Source organism: Snuella sedimenti (assembly GCF_016428595.1).
Classification (GTDB): domain Bacteria; phylum Bacteroidota; class Bacteroidia; order Flavobacteriales; family Flavobacteriaceae; genus Snuella; species Snuella sedimenti.
Window position 1 is genome coordinate 73,149 of record NZ_JAELVQ010000011.1, and the last position, 17,708, is coordinate 90,856.

A 17,708-nucleotide genomic window follows, 5' to 3' on the forward strand; every position below is an offset into this window, starting at 1 on the left:
CATTTAAATTTTGATTATTAAGTAAAAAAGGAATAATAATTGTTAGTTACCGTTACTATAATAAACAAAAAGCAAAAAAGAAATGACACGCGTATTTACAATTTTTACAATATTGATGTCGGCAGTTATGTTGGCACAACAGCCCATAGAGAAAACCATTGGTGAATTTAAAGAACTTAAGGTATATGATTTGATCGAAGTAAAAATGATTAAATCAAAAGAAGACAAAGTTATTATTTCAGGTCAAAACAGTGAATATGTTTTGGTTAATAATAAGAATGGTACACTTAAAATAAAGATGAGTTTAAAGCAAATTTTTGATGGTGATAAAACAAAAGTAACCTTGTATTATAGTGGTGTAGACATTATTGATGCCAATGAAGGCGCTAGAATATATGTAGATAACACTATTAAGCAATTTGAAATAGATTTAAGGGTTCAAGAAGGTGCTAAAATTGAGGTTAAACTCGATACCGATTATACCAATGCTAAAGCAGTTACAGGTGGGATCATAAATGTTTCAGGAAAATCCAAGTCACAAAAAATTTCACTACTAACAGGAGGTGTTTATAATGGTGAAACCCTTAAAACAGATAAAACAAATGTATCTATTAATGTTGCTGGTGAAGCCTATGTAAATGCATCAGATGTAGTTGATATAAAAATAAGAGCAGGAGGTGATGTGTATATTTACGGTAATCCTAAAACTATTAATGAAAGCAAAGTTTTAGGAGGTCGTGTTAAGCGAATGGAAAACTAGAACTTTAATAAATATAATGAAAACCCAATGCCAATCAGGTATTGGGTTTTTATTTTTATGAAGTATACTTAAATAAAATGCATACCTAATTATTGCATTTCCATACAATAACCATACATAACTGGGTTTATCCTTTATTTTTATTAAATTAGTAACTATACAAAATATGTTTAGTTGTGAAATTGATAAAGGGGGTATTTGTTTTTTTGTTGTATTTTGTTTGTTTACTTGCTATTGCACAAGAACATCCGCCAATTAACAGTTATACACCTAACGATTATGGTGCCGAAAATCAAAACTGGTCAATTTCACAATCGGTTGATAAGTATATTTATGTTGCAAATAATCAAGGACTACTTGAATATAATGGAGCTAAATGGACATTGTATCCCTCACCCAATCAAACCATAATTAGATCTGTTAATGCTTTTAAAGAAACAATTTATACAGGAAGCTATAAAGAGTTTGGTTATTGGAAAAGAAATGAACTTGGCATATTAATATACCATTCCCTCTCTAAAGAACTAAAGATAACGTTTCTTGAAGATGAGGAATTTTGGAATATTATAACGCTTGACGACTGGGTCTTGTTTCAGTCTTTAAAAAGAATTTATATATACAACAAAAAAGACCATTCCTATTCTGTAATCAATTCAGAAACTACCATCTATAAAATGTTTAAAATAAATGAAAGCATTTATTTTCAAAAAGTAAAAGATGGGGTTTATGAAATAAAAAATGGAGCATCTAAGCTCGTATCAAATAATAGTGTCTTAAGAGAAAATTTATTAGTTAATATTTTTAATCATAATGGAAACATCCTGTTTCAAACAGAAGATAACGGTTTTTATATTTTTAATAAGACAGAACTTACCAAATGGAACATTTCTGCTAACGAAACCATATCCAAGCATAGAATATATAATAGCAAACAATTAAAAGATAAAAGCTTTTTGTTGGGAACTATTTCTAATGGGATTATACATCTAACACCTAAAGGCGATATTAATTATCAAATTAACCAAACCAGTGGTTTAAGTAATAATACAGTACTATCAGTTTTTGAAGATATAGATAATAATATATGGTTAGGCTTAGAAAATGGTATAGACTGTATAAACATAAAATCACCGTTCAGCATTTACAATGATGAGGCTGGAAATATAGGAGCGGTGAATGCTTCTGCTCTATTTAAAGGTTATTTATACATTGGGACTAATCAGGGGTTATTTTATAAAAAAGAAGGAATAGATAATACCTTTAAATTTATTGAAGGAACCCAAGGAGCTGTATGGTGTTTAAAGGTATTAAAAGATACCTTGTTTTGTGGACATAACTCTGGTACGTTTGTTATTAATGAAGGTAAAGCAAAACTTGCTATAGACGTTTTAGGAACCTGGAACATTAGAACTATTGATAATAGCGATAATTTGTTATTACAAGGAAATTATAGCGGATTGTATGTCTTAGAAAATAAAGAAGGACTTTGGCAATTAAGAAATAAGATTGAAGGCTTTGATGTATCCAGCAGATATTTTGAAATGCTTAGCCAAACCGAAGTTTTTGTTAGCCATGAATATAAAGGGGTGTTCAAAATAAAACTAAACGATGCATTAACCAAAGTAAACCAGATTGTTAAAGAGACTTCGGTAGATAAAGGATTAAAAACCAGTTTAACAAAGTATCAAGGTGATATTTTATATGCTCACCAAAAAGGAATCTTTAAATTTAATAAAGAAAATCAGGTCTTTAAAAAGGATTCTATTTTAAGTAGATTATTTAAAGAAGAAGAATATACTTCGGGAAAATTGGTAAACGATACCGCTAATAATCGATTATGGAGCTTTTCATTGCACGGATTAAATTATTTAGCTCCCAGAAAATTAAGTAATATTCCTAAAATAAAAAGAATATCATTTCCAAGTTATGTAAGAAATGATGTGTCAGGATATGAAAACATTACACATATAAGCGATAATAAATACCTATATGGTACCTCGCTGGGTTATGTAATAATTGATTTAAATAAACTGTACGACAAAACGTTTGAAGTAAACATCAACCAAATTTCAAATAGCACTTATAAGAACACGGATAGGTCAAATTATGTTGATAAGACCAAAAAAGGACAATTTAAAAATAAAGAGAACAATATTGAATTTAGTTTTAGTGTACCAGAATATAGTAAGTATCTAATAACCGAGTATCAATATAAACTAGATGGAATATATAATGAATGGAGTCAGTGGTCAACAAAATCATCTGAGCTATTCGAAAACTTACCATATGGCGATTACACCTTTTATGTAAGAGCTCGGTTAGGAAATGAAATTTCAACGAATACAGAGCGCTATGGCTTTAATATTGAAGCACCTTGGTATCTTAAAAAAGTAATGATTGCTTTTTACGTTGCATTTTTTCTATTGTTTTCGTTGTTAATGCATAATATTTACAAACGATATTATAAAAAGCAAAGGGAAAAACTACTATTAAAAAATAAAAGGGAGCTTGAGTTAAAAGAACTTGAAAACAAAGAACAACTCATGCGTTTAAATAATGAAAATTTAAAGCAGGATATTGAGAATAAAAATAGGGAGTTGGCCATATCAACTATGAGTTTGATTAAAAAGAACGAATTTCTCAATAGTATTAAAAAAGAGTTGGGTGATGTTACAAAAAACAATAAGAGCTTAAAGCATGTTATAAAAATTATTGATAGAAACCTTAACAATACAGACGATTGGCACGTATTTGAAGAAGCTTTTAATAATGCCGATAAAGATTTTTTAAAGAAGGTTAAAACACTACATCCAAATCTTACTTCAAATGACCTTAGACTTTGTGCTTACCTAAGGCTAAATTTATCTTCAAAAGAAATTGCTCCACTACTCAATATATCGGCCAGAAGTGTGGAAGTTAAACGCTATAGATTGCGAAAAAAGATGGATTTACAACACGAATCGAGCTTAACAGATTATATTTTGGAAATATAATTACACTACAAAAGTCATTTTTACCTATACATTACCACAACATTAGTGCTTTTTGTAATCTTAGTAAATTACATTTAGAGGTTGTAAAATCTTAATGAATACCTATTATTGTTAGATTTTTATTATAAAATTAACTATTTTATTGTAGTGTATATTTTTTGTTGGGGTGTAAAATTAAGATACAACAACATAAATATTTAGGTTTACATAAACAAAAAAACTAAACTTATGAGACATACGCTCTTTAAAATTTTAACCCTATTATTTATAAGCTATTCCAGTGCCCAGAATATAGATATAAGTGGTATGGTTATAGATGAAAGCGGGATTGCAATTCCTGGAGTTAATATCCTTGTAAAGGATTCCAGTAAAGGAACTGTCACAGATTTTGATGGAAACTTTACTTTATTTGACGTTCAGGTTGGTTCTACTTTAAAATTTAGCTATGTAGGCTATATAACATATGAAGAGATTGTAACCACTAGCTCAAAATTAACTATTACACTTCAAGAAGATCTTGCAAAATTAGACGAGGTTGTTGTAATTGGTTATGGAACACAAACCAAAAAGGAAATTACCGGAGCCGTATCGGTTGTTGGTGCAGAAACCATTGAAAAACTCAAACCAACCCGAATTGAACAGGCATTACAAGGTCAAGTAGCCGGCGTAAATATTACTACTAATTCAGGATCTCCCGGGGGCGCATCAACTATTAGTATACGCGGTGTTTCAACAAATGGTGATAGCCGCCCACTAATTCTTGTTGATGGTAACGTTGTTGAAGATTTAAGTGTTATAAATCCCAATGACATAGAAAGTATGAATATACTCAAAGATGCTACAGCAGGTATTTATGGCGTTCGTGCAGCTAATGGCGTAATTTTAATTACCACTAAAACGGGTCGTAAAGAAATGCCCTTAACCATTGAGTATAATGCTTATGTAGGATTTCAGCAAACCACAAGACAAATACCAGTTTTAAATGCTACAGAGTATGCTGTTATTGTTAACGAGGGGTATGCGGCTGCGGGCAGTACGCCTCCTTTTTCAGACTTGTCTGCTTTAGGAGTTGGTACAGATTGGCAAGATAAGGTTTTTCAAAATGCACCTATATTCAATCATGCCATTACCTTTAAAGGAGGTAAAGAAAAATCATCTTACTCTTATAGCTCTTCGCTTTTAAAACAAGATGGGATTGTTGGCGGATCAAAATCTAATTTTACGCGCATTACCAATGCTGCAACCTATAATTTAGATTTTTTAGAAAATTTTAAATTTAAGTCAGGCCTAACCTTGACCAGAACCAAAAAGAATAATCTACCAGAAAGCACTTTAGGATCTGTTTTGTTCAATGCTTTAAATATGGCTCCAAACCGTCCCGTTAGAGACGGAAATGGAGATTACACACTAGCCGATGGTTTAGGAGGAGAAGTGGTAAACCCATTGGCACAAATGGCCAATACCTATAGCCGGAATAAAGTAATGAAACTTAATGGGTTTGCAGGACTATCCTATAACTTCTTAGACCATTTTACAGCCCAGGCGAATATTCAATTTAACTATGCTGAAGTAGATAATTATTCTTTTGACCCCATAGACTTTTATGGTGTTGGTAAAGTTTTTAACACCCTTACCAGTGAAGTTTTTGAGGGCTTTGATATTTTTAGGGATTACACTTTTGATGGATTTATAAAATATGAAAACACCTTTAATGACAATCATAAATTAAATGTCCTTTTAGGAACCTCTGTTTTCAAAACAACAGGAGTATTCTCTGGAAGAACAGGAAAAAATATCATTAATAACGATCCTGCTAATGCCAAGGTAGATTTAGCTTCCGATCAGGAAGATATTTATAAAGAACGAGGTAGCAATCCAACATTTGATAGCCGATTGTTATCCTACTTTACAAGAGTACAATACGATTATAAAGGCAAGTATTTACTATCTGCTGTGGTACGCCGGGATGGTTCTACCAAATTTGGGCCAGGAAACAAGTTTGGGTATTTTCCATCAGGCTCCTTGGGTTGGGTAGTATCCGACGAGGACTTTATGACTAATAGCAAGTTTTTAGATTTTTTAAAGATAAGGGCTTCTTATGGGATTTTAGGAAACGATAGAATTGGTGATTATCGATTTGTGTCCCTTTTAAATGGAGAAGGCACTTACTTTTTTGGAGGAAATGATGCTGAACATGAAATATTTGGAAAAGCTTCAGGAGGTATTGCAAATCCGGAAATTAAATGGGAAAAACAAAAAACCTTAGACATAGGTGTCGATATGCGTTTACTCAACAATAAAGTAGATATTACCGCCGATTATTTTATAAGAAGAACAGAAGACTTATTGGTGTCTCCCGAAGTTTCAGGTTTATTGGGAACCGGAGCAGCACCATTTGTAAATGCAGGAATTGTTGAAAATACAGGTATCGAATTTGCTATTGGCTATTCAGACACTATTGGTGAAGATTTTAAATTCAGTATCAACTATAACGTTACTGCAATTAAGAATGAGGTAATATCGGTAAGTGGCGAAGGTGAGTTTCTTGAAAGCGGTAATTTTGGAATATCCCAACCAGTAATAGCAAGAATGGAAGCAGGTTTTCCATTAGGATATTTTGTTGGGTATAAAACCGATGGCGTTTTTCAAACCCAAGATGAAGTAGATAATGCGGCCGTAACCAACATTGCAACCCAACCAGGTGATTTTAGGTATGTTGACCAAAATAATGATGGGGTTATCGATTTAGAGGATCGCGTTGATCTGGGAAATCCAATTCCAGATGCAACTATGGGACTTAACATATCTTTCGACTATAAAAAGTTTGACTTTTCAGCCTATGCTTTTGCCTCTCTTGGCAACGAAATAGTCCGTAATTATGAGCGAAATCAGCAGTTGGTGAACAAACCTATATGGTATTTAGACCGTTGGACAGGGCCTGGCTCTACCAATGCTGCACCAAGACAAACTATAGGTACAAATCCAAATACATTGTTTTCAGATTATTATGTAGAGGATGGTTCATTTGTACGCTTACAAAACATACAATTAGGATATACTTTTTCTAATAACAATTCCGAAGAGTCATCGCTCGATAAATTTAGAATTTATGTGTCGGCAAGCAATGTATTCACACTTACAGAATATCGTGGTTATGATCCCACAGCTGGAACAGGTGCTCCAATTGGAGGCGGAATAGATCAAGGGATTTATCCCAGCGCTCGTACATTTTTGTTAGGTATTAATGTGAAATTTTAAAAAAAGCGATATGAAAAATTTAATATATATCTTAATAGTTTCCCTAGTAGTATTTTCATGTAGTGATTCATTTGTTGATGTTGCTTCAGAAGATGAAAACTCAGAGGATTACTTCAACTCAGAAAATGATTATCAATTGACACTAGTAGCTGCTTATGACTATTTACAGACCACATCAAAATTTTACCAATATGCTGAAATAGCTTCCGACAATACATTATGCGGTGGAGAGAGCGCAACAGATTCACCTTACATTCAGCAAATAGACGACATGATCCACTCCCCTGTTGGACAAAGTGATGGTGGATTAAGAACCATGTGGCAGTGGATGTACGAAGCGGTTAACCGCTGTAATTATATTATGGAATTTCAGGATAAAACCGATTTTCCGAATAAAACAAGCGTCATTGCACAAACACGGTTTTTAAGAGCCTATTACAATTTTATTTTGGTTAAGTGGTGGGGCGATGTTCCAATGTTAATAGATAAACGAATCCGTTTTGGAGATCAATTTACTATAGACAGAACTCCAAAAGCAGAAGTTTATGCCCTAATTGAAGATGATTTAATCTTTGCTGCTGCCAATTTACCGTATGTACAAAACGAAACAGGTAGAGTGACCAAAGGCGCTGCACAAGCCCTTTTAGGTAAGGCCTATTTATATCAAGACAAATTTGATGAAGCTGCAGCCGTATTGGAAGATTTAATAAATAACGGACCGCATCGCTTATTGACTTCAGAAGAGTATCCTAATATGTTCGAACGGGATTGGGAGAATAATATAGAATCCGTTTTTGAAGTACAATATTCAGATGTTGATGGTGGAAGTTTTGACTGTTTTCAATGTTTAGAAGGAAATTACACGACTTATTTTAATGGGCCTAGAGGTTTTGTTGATGCCACAGGAAAATTTGATGCCGGGTATAGTTTTAACGTTCCTACCCAAGAAGTGGTTGATGCCTTCGAGTCAGGAGATTTACGTTACGAAACCTCTATTCTGGATATAGAACAATACATTATTGACAATCCAGGATCGTCTTACGATGAAACAGCAGGATACGAACAAACAGGTTATTTTAACAGAAAGTATATAGCCCGAAAAGGCGATTTGGATATAGGTGATGCAGCATTAACGAATCCAGACAATTACAGGGCTATCCGATTTGCCGATGTTTTGTTAATGGCAGCCGAAGCTTTAAATAGAGGAGGCATAAGCGATACCAGGGCACAAGATTACCTTAATCAAGTTCGTAATAGAGCATTATTACCAAATGTTAACACAACAGGATCCAATTTAACCAATGATATTTACAAAGAACGTCGCGTTGAACTGGTTGGTGAAGGCCATCGTTTTTTCGATTTGGTGAGAACTGGAAGAGCAGCCCAAGAAATTGAAGGATTTGTAGCTGGTAAACATGAATTATTTCCTATCCCAATAGAAGAAATTAATTTATCTGGTGGACGATGGGCACAAAACCCAGGATACTAAAAACAAAAAATTGAACAGATGAAAACATTAAAATATTTATATACCTTCAGCATAGCTTTATTGTTGATTTTTGGCTGTACTGAAGATAACGATTTGAGTTTTGTAGATAAAGTTGTCGCACCAAGTGATGTAAGCGCAACATTTAAAGTAACCCAAGACAATACAGGAGTTGTAAATATTACACCCAATGCCGTTGGCGCATCAAACTACAATATCACATTTGGTGATGATACAACAGAACCCGTAAATGTAATACAAGGTGAAGGTATAACGCACACTTATAAAGAGGGATCGTATGTGGTAATAATAGAAGCTGTAGGTATTACAGGATTAACAACAGAAGTTAATCAAAACCTTGAGGTTTCATTTAAAGCACCAGAAAATGTTGCCGTTTCAATATCAAACGATATTGCCGTTTCTAAGCAGGTTAATGTCACGGCTAATGCAGATTTTGCCGTGTCTTACGATGTTTATTTTGGAGAACCTGGAATAGATGACCCTGTTAGTGCCAATATAGGAGAGCCTATTTCATATACTTACCAAGAACCAGGAACCTATACCATTAGAGTTGTGGTTATGGGCGCTGCTATTGCAACTACAGAGTATACAGAGGAATTTGAAGTTACGGAAATTTTGCAACCAATAGCATCTGCACCAGCACCTCCAAATAGAGAAGAAACAGACGTCATTTCTCTTTATAGTACGCAATACACCAATGTACCTGGTACTAATTTCTTTCCAGACTGGGGTCAAGGAGGCCAAGGTAGCTCTTGGGCAGAGTTTGACTTAAATGGTGATATGATGTTACAATACATTAACCTAAGCTATCAAGGCATTGCCTTAGCCGATGGAACTAGCATTGATGTTTCAGGAATGAAATATTTGCACCTGGATGTATGGACAGCCGATGAAGGATTGAAGATAGAAACATCATTAATCAACAATGCTTCTGGCAATGTTACGGAAAAGCCTGTGTGGAGCGATTTAACTGCTGGTGAATGGACAAGTATTGATATTCCTATTACAGATTATACAGACCAAGGACTAACAGTTACAGAAATTTTCCAAATGAAGTTTGTTGGAGACCCTTGGGCAGCTGGCACAGTGTTTATTGATAATATCTATTTCTATAAGCCATCTACAGTTGCAGAAGTACCAGAATATAACGCGCCTTCTCCAACGCAAAATGAAGCTAACGTTGTATCCATTTTTAGCGATAGCTATACCAATGTTGGTTTAAGTGAATTGAACCCAAATTGGGGGCAAACAACAACTTTGACCACTGTAGATTTAAATGGCAATAACATTTGGCTATACGAGGCATTAAATTATACAGGAATTGTAACAGATTATGGTAACCCAACAGACCTATCTGCTATGGACTATGTTCACTTCGATTATTTCACACCAGATGCAGAGAAGCTAGGTTTAAAAATAGTGAATACAGTAGTGAGTCAAGAAGGTGTAGTATTTATAGATAAAATAGTTAGAGGTACTTGGGTAAGCGTTACCATACCAATAAGTAAGTTCAATATCGATGCATCCCAAGTAACCCAGTTACTTTTTGATACCGATGGAGGCAGTGCTAAAGTATATATAGACAATCTGTATTTTTATTCTGAGAGCTCTATACAACCAGAGGTCATAGCACCAGTTCCGACAATCGCTCAAAATGATGTTATTTCAATTTACAGTGACGCATACACAGGAGTTACACTTAATGAAGTAAATCCTAATTGGGGACAAACAACGACCTTAACAGACTTTAGTGTAGATGGCGATAATATTTGGTTATACCAAGCTTTAAACTATTCTGGTATCGTAACAGATTATGGAAATCCAACCGACTTAACAGGGGTTAAATATTTACATTTCGATTACTATACACCAGATGCTACTAACCTTGGTTTTAAAATAGTGAATACGGCATTGGATCCAGTACAAGAAGACATTGTTTTCCTATCTGAAATCCTTACAGGTACTTGGGTTAGTGTTACAATTCCATTATCTGATTATAACTTAGATTTTTCAAATATTACCCAGTTAGTTTGGGATACTTCTGGAGGTAGTGCAACAGTATATGTGGATAATATTTATTTCCATAATTAGAAAAAAGATAGATTATGAAATGCCCATTAACAATAAGTTGTAAACCCAACCAATATGATAATTTGGGCATCGCATCTGACCTCTAAAACAATAAAATTTAAACAGATGAAAACAATAAAATTTAAATTAGGAGTAATTTTATTATTGGCACTAATATTTGGTTGTCAAGACGATGAAGGTATTGTTGGTGATATTGTAGCACCAAGTAATGTTAATATGAATGCAGAAATTGTTGGCATGGATGCTAACAACCCAAATGGAGATGGATCGGGTCTGGTAAATTTTACTACAAGTTCAGATGGAGCCATCACTTATCGATATGATTTTGGAGACAATACAGATGTTGTTGTTGCGCCTTCGGGTAATATAACACACCAATTTAGTCTAACAGGATTAAACACCTATACCGTTACTGTTATGGCCTCTGGTATTGGTGGAATAACAACAACAACTTCAATGAATATAGATGTATTTAGTTCCTTTGAAGACCAAGAGGCCAAGGATTTCCTAACGGGCGGAGCGGGTAATAGTAAAAAGTGGTATTGGGCAGCCGATAAACCTGGAAATATAGGTTTAGGACCTAATGATGTACAGCCTGGTGGAGAACATACATGGTCACAATGGTTTACATCCAATGCTTGGCATTCCGATAAATTATGTATGTACGATGCAGAGTTCGTTTTTACACAATCTGCCGATGGTAAAGTAACATTCGAACAATTAACAGATATAGCCTATACACCTGGAGACTTTGCAGCATCAATAGGTGTTGCGGGCGATACTTGTCACGGTACCGATGTAGCTCCAACTTTAGATGGCGTAAAAAATGTTAGTTTCTCTCCATCAAACTCAAATGCTACAGTTGATGGAGAATATAGAGGAACAACCATTAATTTCTCAGATGGCGGTTTTATGTGTTGGTACGTTGGTATTAGTTCAATAGAAATTTATGAAATTACAGACAGCACCTTGTCTGTAAGAATGTTAGATGCTTCTAATCCTGCATTGGCTTGGTATTGTAAATACCAAACAGATAACCCAAATGATTAATAGTTGATTTTATCCCTACTAGAAGTATATCCATTCATTACTTCTAGTAGGATTCCTTTAAGTTTTAATTAAAAATCAAATACGTATGCTTAATAAAGTTTTACATGTCATCCTATTGTTTTTTGTTTCTTGTTCAGGGAACAGTGATTCGATGATATCTCCAGAAACAGAAGTAGCGATTATTCCCAGTAATTTGTCCTTAACCATAGATGTTTTAGGATTGGACACTGAAAACCCTAATGGTGACGGTTCAGGAACTATAACTTGTAAAGCCACAGCATTTAATGCGGTTACCTATGGTTTTAAAATAGAAAATGAAGCCGAGGTAAAAAGTGCCAGTGGTGAATTGGATTATACATTTTCCAGAGAAGGGACTAACAATTATTTGGTAACAGTTTTTGCTTACTCAAGCACAGGACATACCATTAGTTTGTTTAAAACTATTACTGTTTATGTTGGAGAAAAACCACTTAAATTGGTTTGGTCAGATGAATTCGATGTAAATGGCGAACCAGACGACTCAAAATGGGGATACGATTTAGGAAATGGTTGTCCAAATTTATGTGGTTGGGGCAATGGAGAAAAGCAATATTATACCAATAGACCAGAGAATGTAAAAGTTGAAGATGGGGTTTTAAAAATAACCGCTAAAATGGAGGCTTATCAAGGATTTAATTATACCTCGGCTCGATTGTTAACAAAAGACAAATATGAGTTCACTTATGGAAAGGTTGAAGTAAAAGCTAAATTACCAAGTGGATCAGGTACTTGGCCTGCCATATGGATGTTAGGTGCCAACATAGATACTGTTGGGTGGCCTGCTTGTGGAGAAATTGATATCATGGAGCATTGGGGACATAACCCTAAAATTGTATCCAGTGCAACCCATACCCCAGCTTGTTCAGGTGGTTGTTCTGGAACTAAAGTAGGAGAAACAACCGTGAATGATTTTTCGAGTGGATTTCACGTTTATGGTTTAGAATGGACAGAAGACGCATTGCATTTTTCATTAGATGGAACCATTTTATATACTTATAAACCAGATGTTAAAGACAGTAATACTTGGCCATATACCAAACCTCAATTTTTGATTTTAAACATTGCAATGGGTGGAAATTGGTTTACAATCGATGAAAATTTTACCGAATCAACCATGGAAATAGACTATATAAAAATTTACCAATGAGAAAAGATTTAAAACGTTTAAACATAGTCCTTATTTCCTTTTTAATAGGAGTTTCCTGTAACAATAGTCAAGAGACCAATAGCTCAGGAAGTATCAATAAAGGACACTCGGAGTCAATAGATAGTAAAGTAGAAAGCTTACTTGACAAAATGACTTTGGAAGAAAAAATAGGCCAGATGAACCAATACAATGGTTTTTGGGATGTTACTGGCCCCTCTCCGTCTTCTGGTGATGCAGCCAAAAAATATGAGCACTTAAAAAAAGGATATGTAGGATCCATGTTAAATGTTAAGGGTGTTAAAGAGGTTAGAGCGGTTCAGAAAATAGCTGTAGGGGAAACCCGTTTAGGCATTCCATTAATTATTGGATTCGACGTAATTCATGGCTATAAAACCATAAGCCCTATTCCATTGGCAGAAGCGGCTAGTTGGGATCTGGAAGCAATACAAAGATCGGCTCAAGTAGCAGCCAAAGAAGCGGCAGCTGCTGGTATTAATTGGACATTTGCGCCTATGGTTGACATCTCAAGGGATGCACGTTGGGGACGTGTTATGGAAGGAGCCGGCGAAGACCCCTTTTTAGGGGCAAAAGTTGGTGTTGCAAGAGTTAAGGGATTCCAGGGTGATGATTTATCCTCGCCGTCAACCATTGCAGCTTGTGCCAAACATTGGGCAGGTTATGGTTTTGCAGAAGCAGGAAGGGATTATAATACAGCAGATGTTGGCACATCAACATTGTACAATATCATTTTTCCTCCATTTAAAGCAGCTGCGAATGCCGGTGTAAGAACATTTATGAATTCGTTTAACGAATTAAACGGTGTGCCTGCCACTGGTAACGTATTTCTACAACGTGATATTTTGAAAGGAAAATGGGAGTATAATGGTTTTGTAGTGTCCGACTGGGGCTCAATAAATGAAATGATGGCACACGGTTATGCAAAGAATAAAAGGCATGCTGCAGAATTATCAGTCAATGCCGGATCAGATATGGATATGGAATCCTATGCTTATGTAAACGAATTGGCAGAATTGGTTAGACAAGGAAAGGTTTCTGAAACACTAATAGACGATGCAGTTACGCGTATTTTAAGAGTTAAGTTCGAATTGGGATTATTTGATGATCCCTATAAATATTGCGATGAAGCAAGAGAAAAAGAAGTAACGGGCAATAAGGAAATTCAAGAGGCTGTTTTGGATATGGCAAGAAAATCTATTGTACTCCTTAAAAATGAAAATAACTTGCTACCCCTTAAAAAAGAAGGGCAGAAAATTGCTATAATAGGTGCGCTGGCCAATGATAAAACAAGTCCTCTCGGAAGTTGGCGATTAGCGGCAGATGATGATACCGCTGTTTCTGTTCTAGAAGGGATGGAACAGTACAGCGGTAATATGTTAAACTATGCAAAAGGGGCCGATGTTGCCCTTGGTGAAACAGGATTTCCTTTTGAAGTAAATATTAACACAACAGATAAAAGTGAGTTTAATAAAGCAATAGCTGTAGCTAAAGATGCTGATGTTGTTATTATGGTCCTTGGAGAACATGGATTCCAAAGTGGTGAAGGAAGAAGCAGGGCTTTGTTAGGGCTACCCGGTGTACAACAAGAACTTTTAGAAGCTGTTTACCAAGTAAACAAAAATATTGTTTTGGTACTAAACAATGGAAGGCCATTAGTCATAAACTGGGCAGATAAACATATACCAGCTATTGTAGAAGCATGGCAATTGGGAACGCAAAGTGGTCATGCAATCGCCCAGGTTTTATATGGTGATTACAACCCGAGTGGTAAGTTACCCATGACATTCCCAAGAAGTGTAGGACAAGTGCCAATATACTATAATTACAAGAATACGGGAAGACCTGTAATACCTGCACCCAACCAAGTGTTTTGGTCTCATTATATCGATGAAAGTAATACACCTTTGTATCCATTCGGTCATGGTTTAAGCTATACATCGTTTTCTTATAGTAATTTAAAAATTGATACGATTTCAGAAGGTACATTTAAGGTTGCTGTTGATTTGAAAAATACAGGAACTGTAAAAGGAAAAGAAGTCGTGCAATTGTATATTAGGGATATGATAGCTAGTGTTACAAGGCCAATTAAAGAGTTAAAAGGTTTTGAATTGGTCTCACTAAAGCCTAATGAGTCGAAGACGGTAACATTTACTTTAACAGAGGAAGAATTAGGGTTTTATAACAATGAAGGTAAATTTGTTGTAGAACCGGGTGAATTTATGGTATTTGTTGGAGGAAGCTCAAATACTATTCTGGAAATGGGGTTTGAACTAGGGTCTGTTAACACTAAACGTAATGCACGGATTTTTTGATGATTTTTTCGGATTTCGAGGCTATTTTTGTAAAACATAGCGGGCTACGTTGTCAAAAATAGACGAAGAAATGCGGAAAAAGGGCGGAAAAGCGACTTTTGGGATTAGTGTTAACAGGCCCTAAAATAAAATTGAAAAAACAATGTCGTAAGATAGTTTAAAATATTTCTTTTCTTTGTGTAAAGATGTCTTTATACATGTTAGATGATATTTTAGCAGCTATTCCCTTTGGTATTATTTTGGCTTTTACAATTGGCCCTGTCTTTTTTGTGCTTTTGGAAACCAGTGCAACAAAGGGCTTTAGGAGTGCTTTAATATTTGATTGTGGCGTCATGTTTGCCGATATACTCTTTATTTTAGTAGCGTTCCTTAGTACCAATAAATTGCTTGAAAAAATAAAAGGAGACCCTAATTTTTTAATCTTTGGGGGTGTTTTATTGGCTGTTTATGGATTTATATCTTTTATAAAAACCTCTAAGTCTTTTAGGGAAATTGTTAAAGAGTATCATAGAATTGATATCCAAAAGAAGTATGGTAAGCTATTTTTAAAGGGTTTCCTGCTTAATTTTATTAATATAGGTGTTCTGCTAGGTTGGGTTGCTTTTATTGTAATAGCGAACACCCTAACAAGCTCTACAGAAGGTGTCATTACCTTTTTAACTACTATTTTATTGGTCTATTTTTTAGTAGACATAATTAAGATATTGATTGCTAAAAAATTAAGAAACAAATTAACGCCTCGGCTTATTTTTAAAACCAAAAAAGTAATAGCCTTAGTTATTTTAGGTTTTGGAATACTACTTTTGGTTCAGGGGTTTTTCCCAAAAGAAAAAAAGCTTATTAAAGAAAAATTGGAGCAAATAAATCCAATAAAAGAAAAGCTTCCAGAAAGAAACTGAAAGCTTTTAAGAGGCGTCAAGCGGATTCGAACCGCTGTAGAAGGTTTTGCAGACCTCTGCCTAGCCACTCGGCCATGACGCCATTCGAAAAAAACACACCATAATATGCTTCGATGTATCCTTATTTATTTGTCATTCCTGTAATGACAGGAATCTTGTGCAAATGTAAAAAAAAATAAGAGTTTACAATACCTAAAATTACTTTTTACGTTTTTTAGTCATTTTAATAGTTACTTTTTCAACATCCCCTCCTATCGGGGGATTTAATTTACTCACCCAAACAGTTGCCTTTTCCACCTTTGATTCTTCAATAAATATTCGCTTTAAAATACGTTTACAAACAGTTTCTAGCAAATGGGAAGGTATTGCCATTTCTTCTTTAATGATACGGTTTAACAAAACATAATCTACCGTATCACTTAATGTATCGGTTTTTGCCGAGGGTTGTAAATTGGCTTTAACCTGGAGGTCTACGCGATAATCACTACCAATTTTTGTTTCTTCTTTTAAACAGCCATGATAGGCAAAAACACGTATATTTTCAACTTTTATAAGTCCCAAAATCTTATTTCTTTTAAAGGAGGTAAAAATACTTATTATTTCTTAGTAAGAGCATAAATATTTTAATGCACTGGACTTTGCGTACAAGGACAATTACTAATACCTTGTAAAAAGTCGAGTCCTATGGTAATAACGTGCGTACCTGAATTGAATGACGATAGCGCATTGGTTGTTATTTGGTAGGCATATCCAAAATAAAAGATCGACTTTTTAAAGCCTACCATAGGGCCTATATTTAAAGGCTTTAAGAACTGATCGTTAAGGAAACGATAGGATATCCCTCCCCAAAAATAATCTTCATTCCTATCGTACTTTCGTACCTTAATGTTTAAATCGGTACTGGAACGCTTGTCACTGTTAAACATTTGGTAGTACATGGATGGTTCAAACTCTAAACCACTTTTTCTAGGCCCCCTAAAGGTATAACCTGTGTATATTTGGTAGTTTAACAGTAAGTTAGGCTCTAATTTCCTAATATCTTCATCAAAGTTTTTCTTTAAAATATTATTAGCATTAAAACTTAAAAAGAAGCCATGGTTTCTATACAGGAAACCTACATCAAAGTTATTGTTGGAAGTACGCCTATCGTCTGTAACGAATGGATCTATAATAGGGTTTTCGTATGTGGTATTAAAATTATTAATATCAATTCTAAAATTATTAATATTATAAGAAATACCAAAAGATAGGTACTGCTTGGAATAATAATCTAAAATAAGATGGTGTGCAAACGAGAATTTGGCACCTGTTTGTATGGTATTACCATTTTTGTCATTATAGGCAGAAATACCAACACCTGAGCGATCGGCAATTCTAAAATCACCATATATCGATTGGTTGTCGGGGGCTCCTTTTATACCTACCCATTGCGTTAAACCATTAGCCCTAATTTTTAGGTTATCTCCAATACCAGCATAGGTCGGGGAAACCACAAAATTGTTATCGGCTAAATATTGGGTAAATACAGGCAAGTTTAATTCCTGTCCATAACTACTGGTCGTTATGACTATAAACAGTGTATATATGATTAGTTTTCGCATTGCTTCAATTTTTTTGGTTAATGGCTTTATCCA

The 17,708-nt window shown here is 34.7% G+C and carries 11 protein-coding genes and 1 tRNA gene; 9 read left to right on the forward strand and 3 right to left on the reverse strand.

From position 1 onward, the window contains the following. Positions 1-82 precede the first annotated feature (82 nt). From JF259_RS10085 to JF259_RS10125, 9 genes are all read left to right on the forward strand, one after another. Positions 83-760, forward strand: coding sequence for a head GIN domain-containing protein (locus JF259_RS10085; RefSeq protein WP_199115197.1), 678 nt, complete (start codon positions 83-85; stop codon positions 758-760). 176 nt (positions 761-936) lie between these two features. Then, positions 937-3,753: a helix-turn-helix and ligand-binding sensor domain-containing protein gene (locus JF259_RS10090; protein WP_199115198.1), complete on the forward strand. Its 2,817-nt coding sequence runs from the start codon at positions 937-939 to the stop codon at positions 3,751-3,753. Positions 3,754-3,981: 228 nt separating this feature from the next. After that, positions 3,982-7,011 (forward strand): SusC/RagA family TonB-linked outer membrane protein, encoded by a 3,030-nt coding sequence (locus JF259_RS10095; RefSeq protein ID WP_199115199.1) that lies wholly within the window; start codon positions 3,982-3,984, stop codon positions 7,009-7,011. A gap of 10 nt (positions 7,012-7,021) precedes the next feature. Further along, positions 7,022-8,500 (forward strand): RagB/SusD family nutrient uptake outer membrane protein, encoded by a 1,479-nt coding sequence (locus JF259_RS10100; RefSeq protein ID WP_199115200.1) that lies wholly within the window; start codon positions 7,022-7,024, stop codon positions 8,498-8,500. An 18-nt stretch (positions 8,501-8,518) separates the two neighbouring features. Next, entirely contained in the window at positions 8,519-10,609 is a 2,091-nt protein-coding gene (locus JF259_RS10105; RefSeq protein WP_199115201.1) for a PKD domain-containing protein, read from the forward strand. 105 nt (positions 10,610-10,714) lie between these two features. Next, positions 10,715-11,659, forward strand: a complete 945-nt coding sequence (locus JF259_RS10110) for a PKD domain-containing protein (RefSeq protein ID WP_199115202.1) — start codon at positions 10,715-10,717, stop codon at positions 11,657-11,659. Positions 11,660-11,744: 85 nt separating this feature from the next. Continuing rightward, positions 11,745-12,845, forward strand: a complete 1,101-nt coding sequence (locus tag JF259_RS10115) for a glycoside hydrolase family 16 protein (protein WP_199115203.1) — start codon at positions 11,745-11,747, stop codon at positions 12,843-12,845. Next, on the forward strand, positions 12,842-15,175 hold the full coding sequence (gene bglX, locus JF259_RS10120; protein ID WP_199115204.1) for a beta-glucosidase BglX: 2,334 nt from the start codon (positions 12,842-12,844) through the stop codon (positions 15,173-15,175). Before JF259_RS10115 ends, bglX begins: the two co-directional genes overlap by 4 nt. A gap of 197 nt (positions 15,176-15,372) precedes the next feature. Then, positions 15,373-16,074 (forward strand): LysE family translocator, encoded by a 702-nt coding sequence (locus JF259_RS10125; protein ID WP_199115205.1) that lies wholly within the window; start codon positions 15,373-15,375, stop codon positions 16,072-16,074. A gap of 11 nt (positions 16,075-16,085) precedes the next feature. Here JF259_RS10125 and JF259_RS10130 read toward each other — a convergent pair. The 3 genes from JF259_RS10130 to JF259_RS10140 all read right to left on the reverse strand — a co-directional run bounded on the left by JF259_RS10130 (position 16,086) and on the right by JF259_RS10140 (position 17,675). Next, a tRNA-Cys gene (locus JF259_RS10130) sits at positions 16,086-16,156 on the reverse strand. Positions 16,157-16,272: 116 nt separating this feature from the next. Beyond that, on the reverse strand, positions 16,273-16,635 hold the full coding sequence (gene folB / locus JF259_RS10135; protein WP_199115206.1) for a dihydroneopterin aldolase: 363 nt from the start codon (positions 16,633-16,635) through the stop codon (positions 16,273-16,275). A gap of 62 nt (positions 16,636-16,697) precedes the next feature. Then, entirely contained in the window at positions 16,698-17,675 is a 978-nt protein-coding gene (locus JF259_RS10140) for a PorP/SprF family type IX secretion system membrane protein (protein WP_199115207.1), read from the reverse strand. Positions 17,676-17,708 lie beyond the last annotated feature (33 nt).

Coding starts and splice junctions, on each gene's coding strand:
- JF259_RS10085 (WP_199115197.1), top strand. CDS start 83: ATGACACGCGTATTTACAATTTTTACAATATTGATGTCGGCAGTTATG.
- JF259_RS10095 (WP_199115199.1), top strand. CDS start 3,982: ATGAGACATACGCTCTTTAAAATTTTAACCCTATTATTTATAAGCTAT.
- JF259_RS10100 (WP_199115200.1), top strand. CDS start 7,022: ATGAAAAATTTAATATATATCTTAATAGTTTCCCTAGTAGTATTTTCA.
- JF259_RS10105 (WP_199115201.1), top strand. CDS start 8,519: ATGAAAACATTAAAATATTTATATACCTTCAGCATAGCTTTATTGTTG.
- JF259_RS10110 (WP_199115202.1), top strand. CDS start 10,715: ATGAAAACAATAAAATTTAAATTAGGAGTAATTTTATTATTGGCACTA.
- JF259_RS10115 (WP_199115203.1), top strand. CDS start 11,745: ATGCTTAATAAAGTTTTACATGTCATCCTATTGTTTTTTGTTTCTTGT.
- bglX (WP_199115204.1), top strand. CDS start 12,842: ATGAGAAAAGATTTAAAACGTTTAAACATAGTCCTTATTTCCTTTTTA.
- JF259_RS10125 (WP_199115205.1), top strand. CDS start 15,373: ATGTTAGATGATATTTTAGCAGCTATTCCCTTTGGTATTATTTTGGCT.
- JF259_RS10140 (WP_199115207.1), bottom strand. CDS start 17,675: ATGCGAAAACTAATCATATATACACTGTTTATAGTCATAACGACCAGT.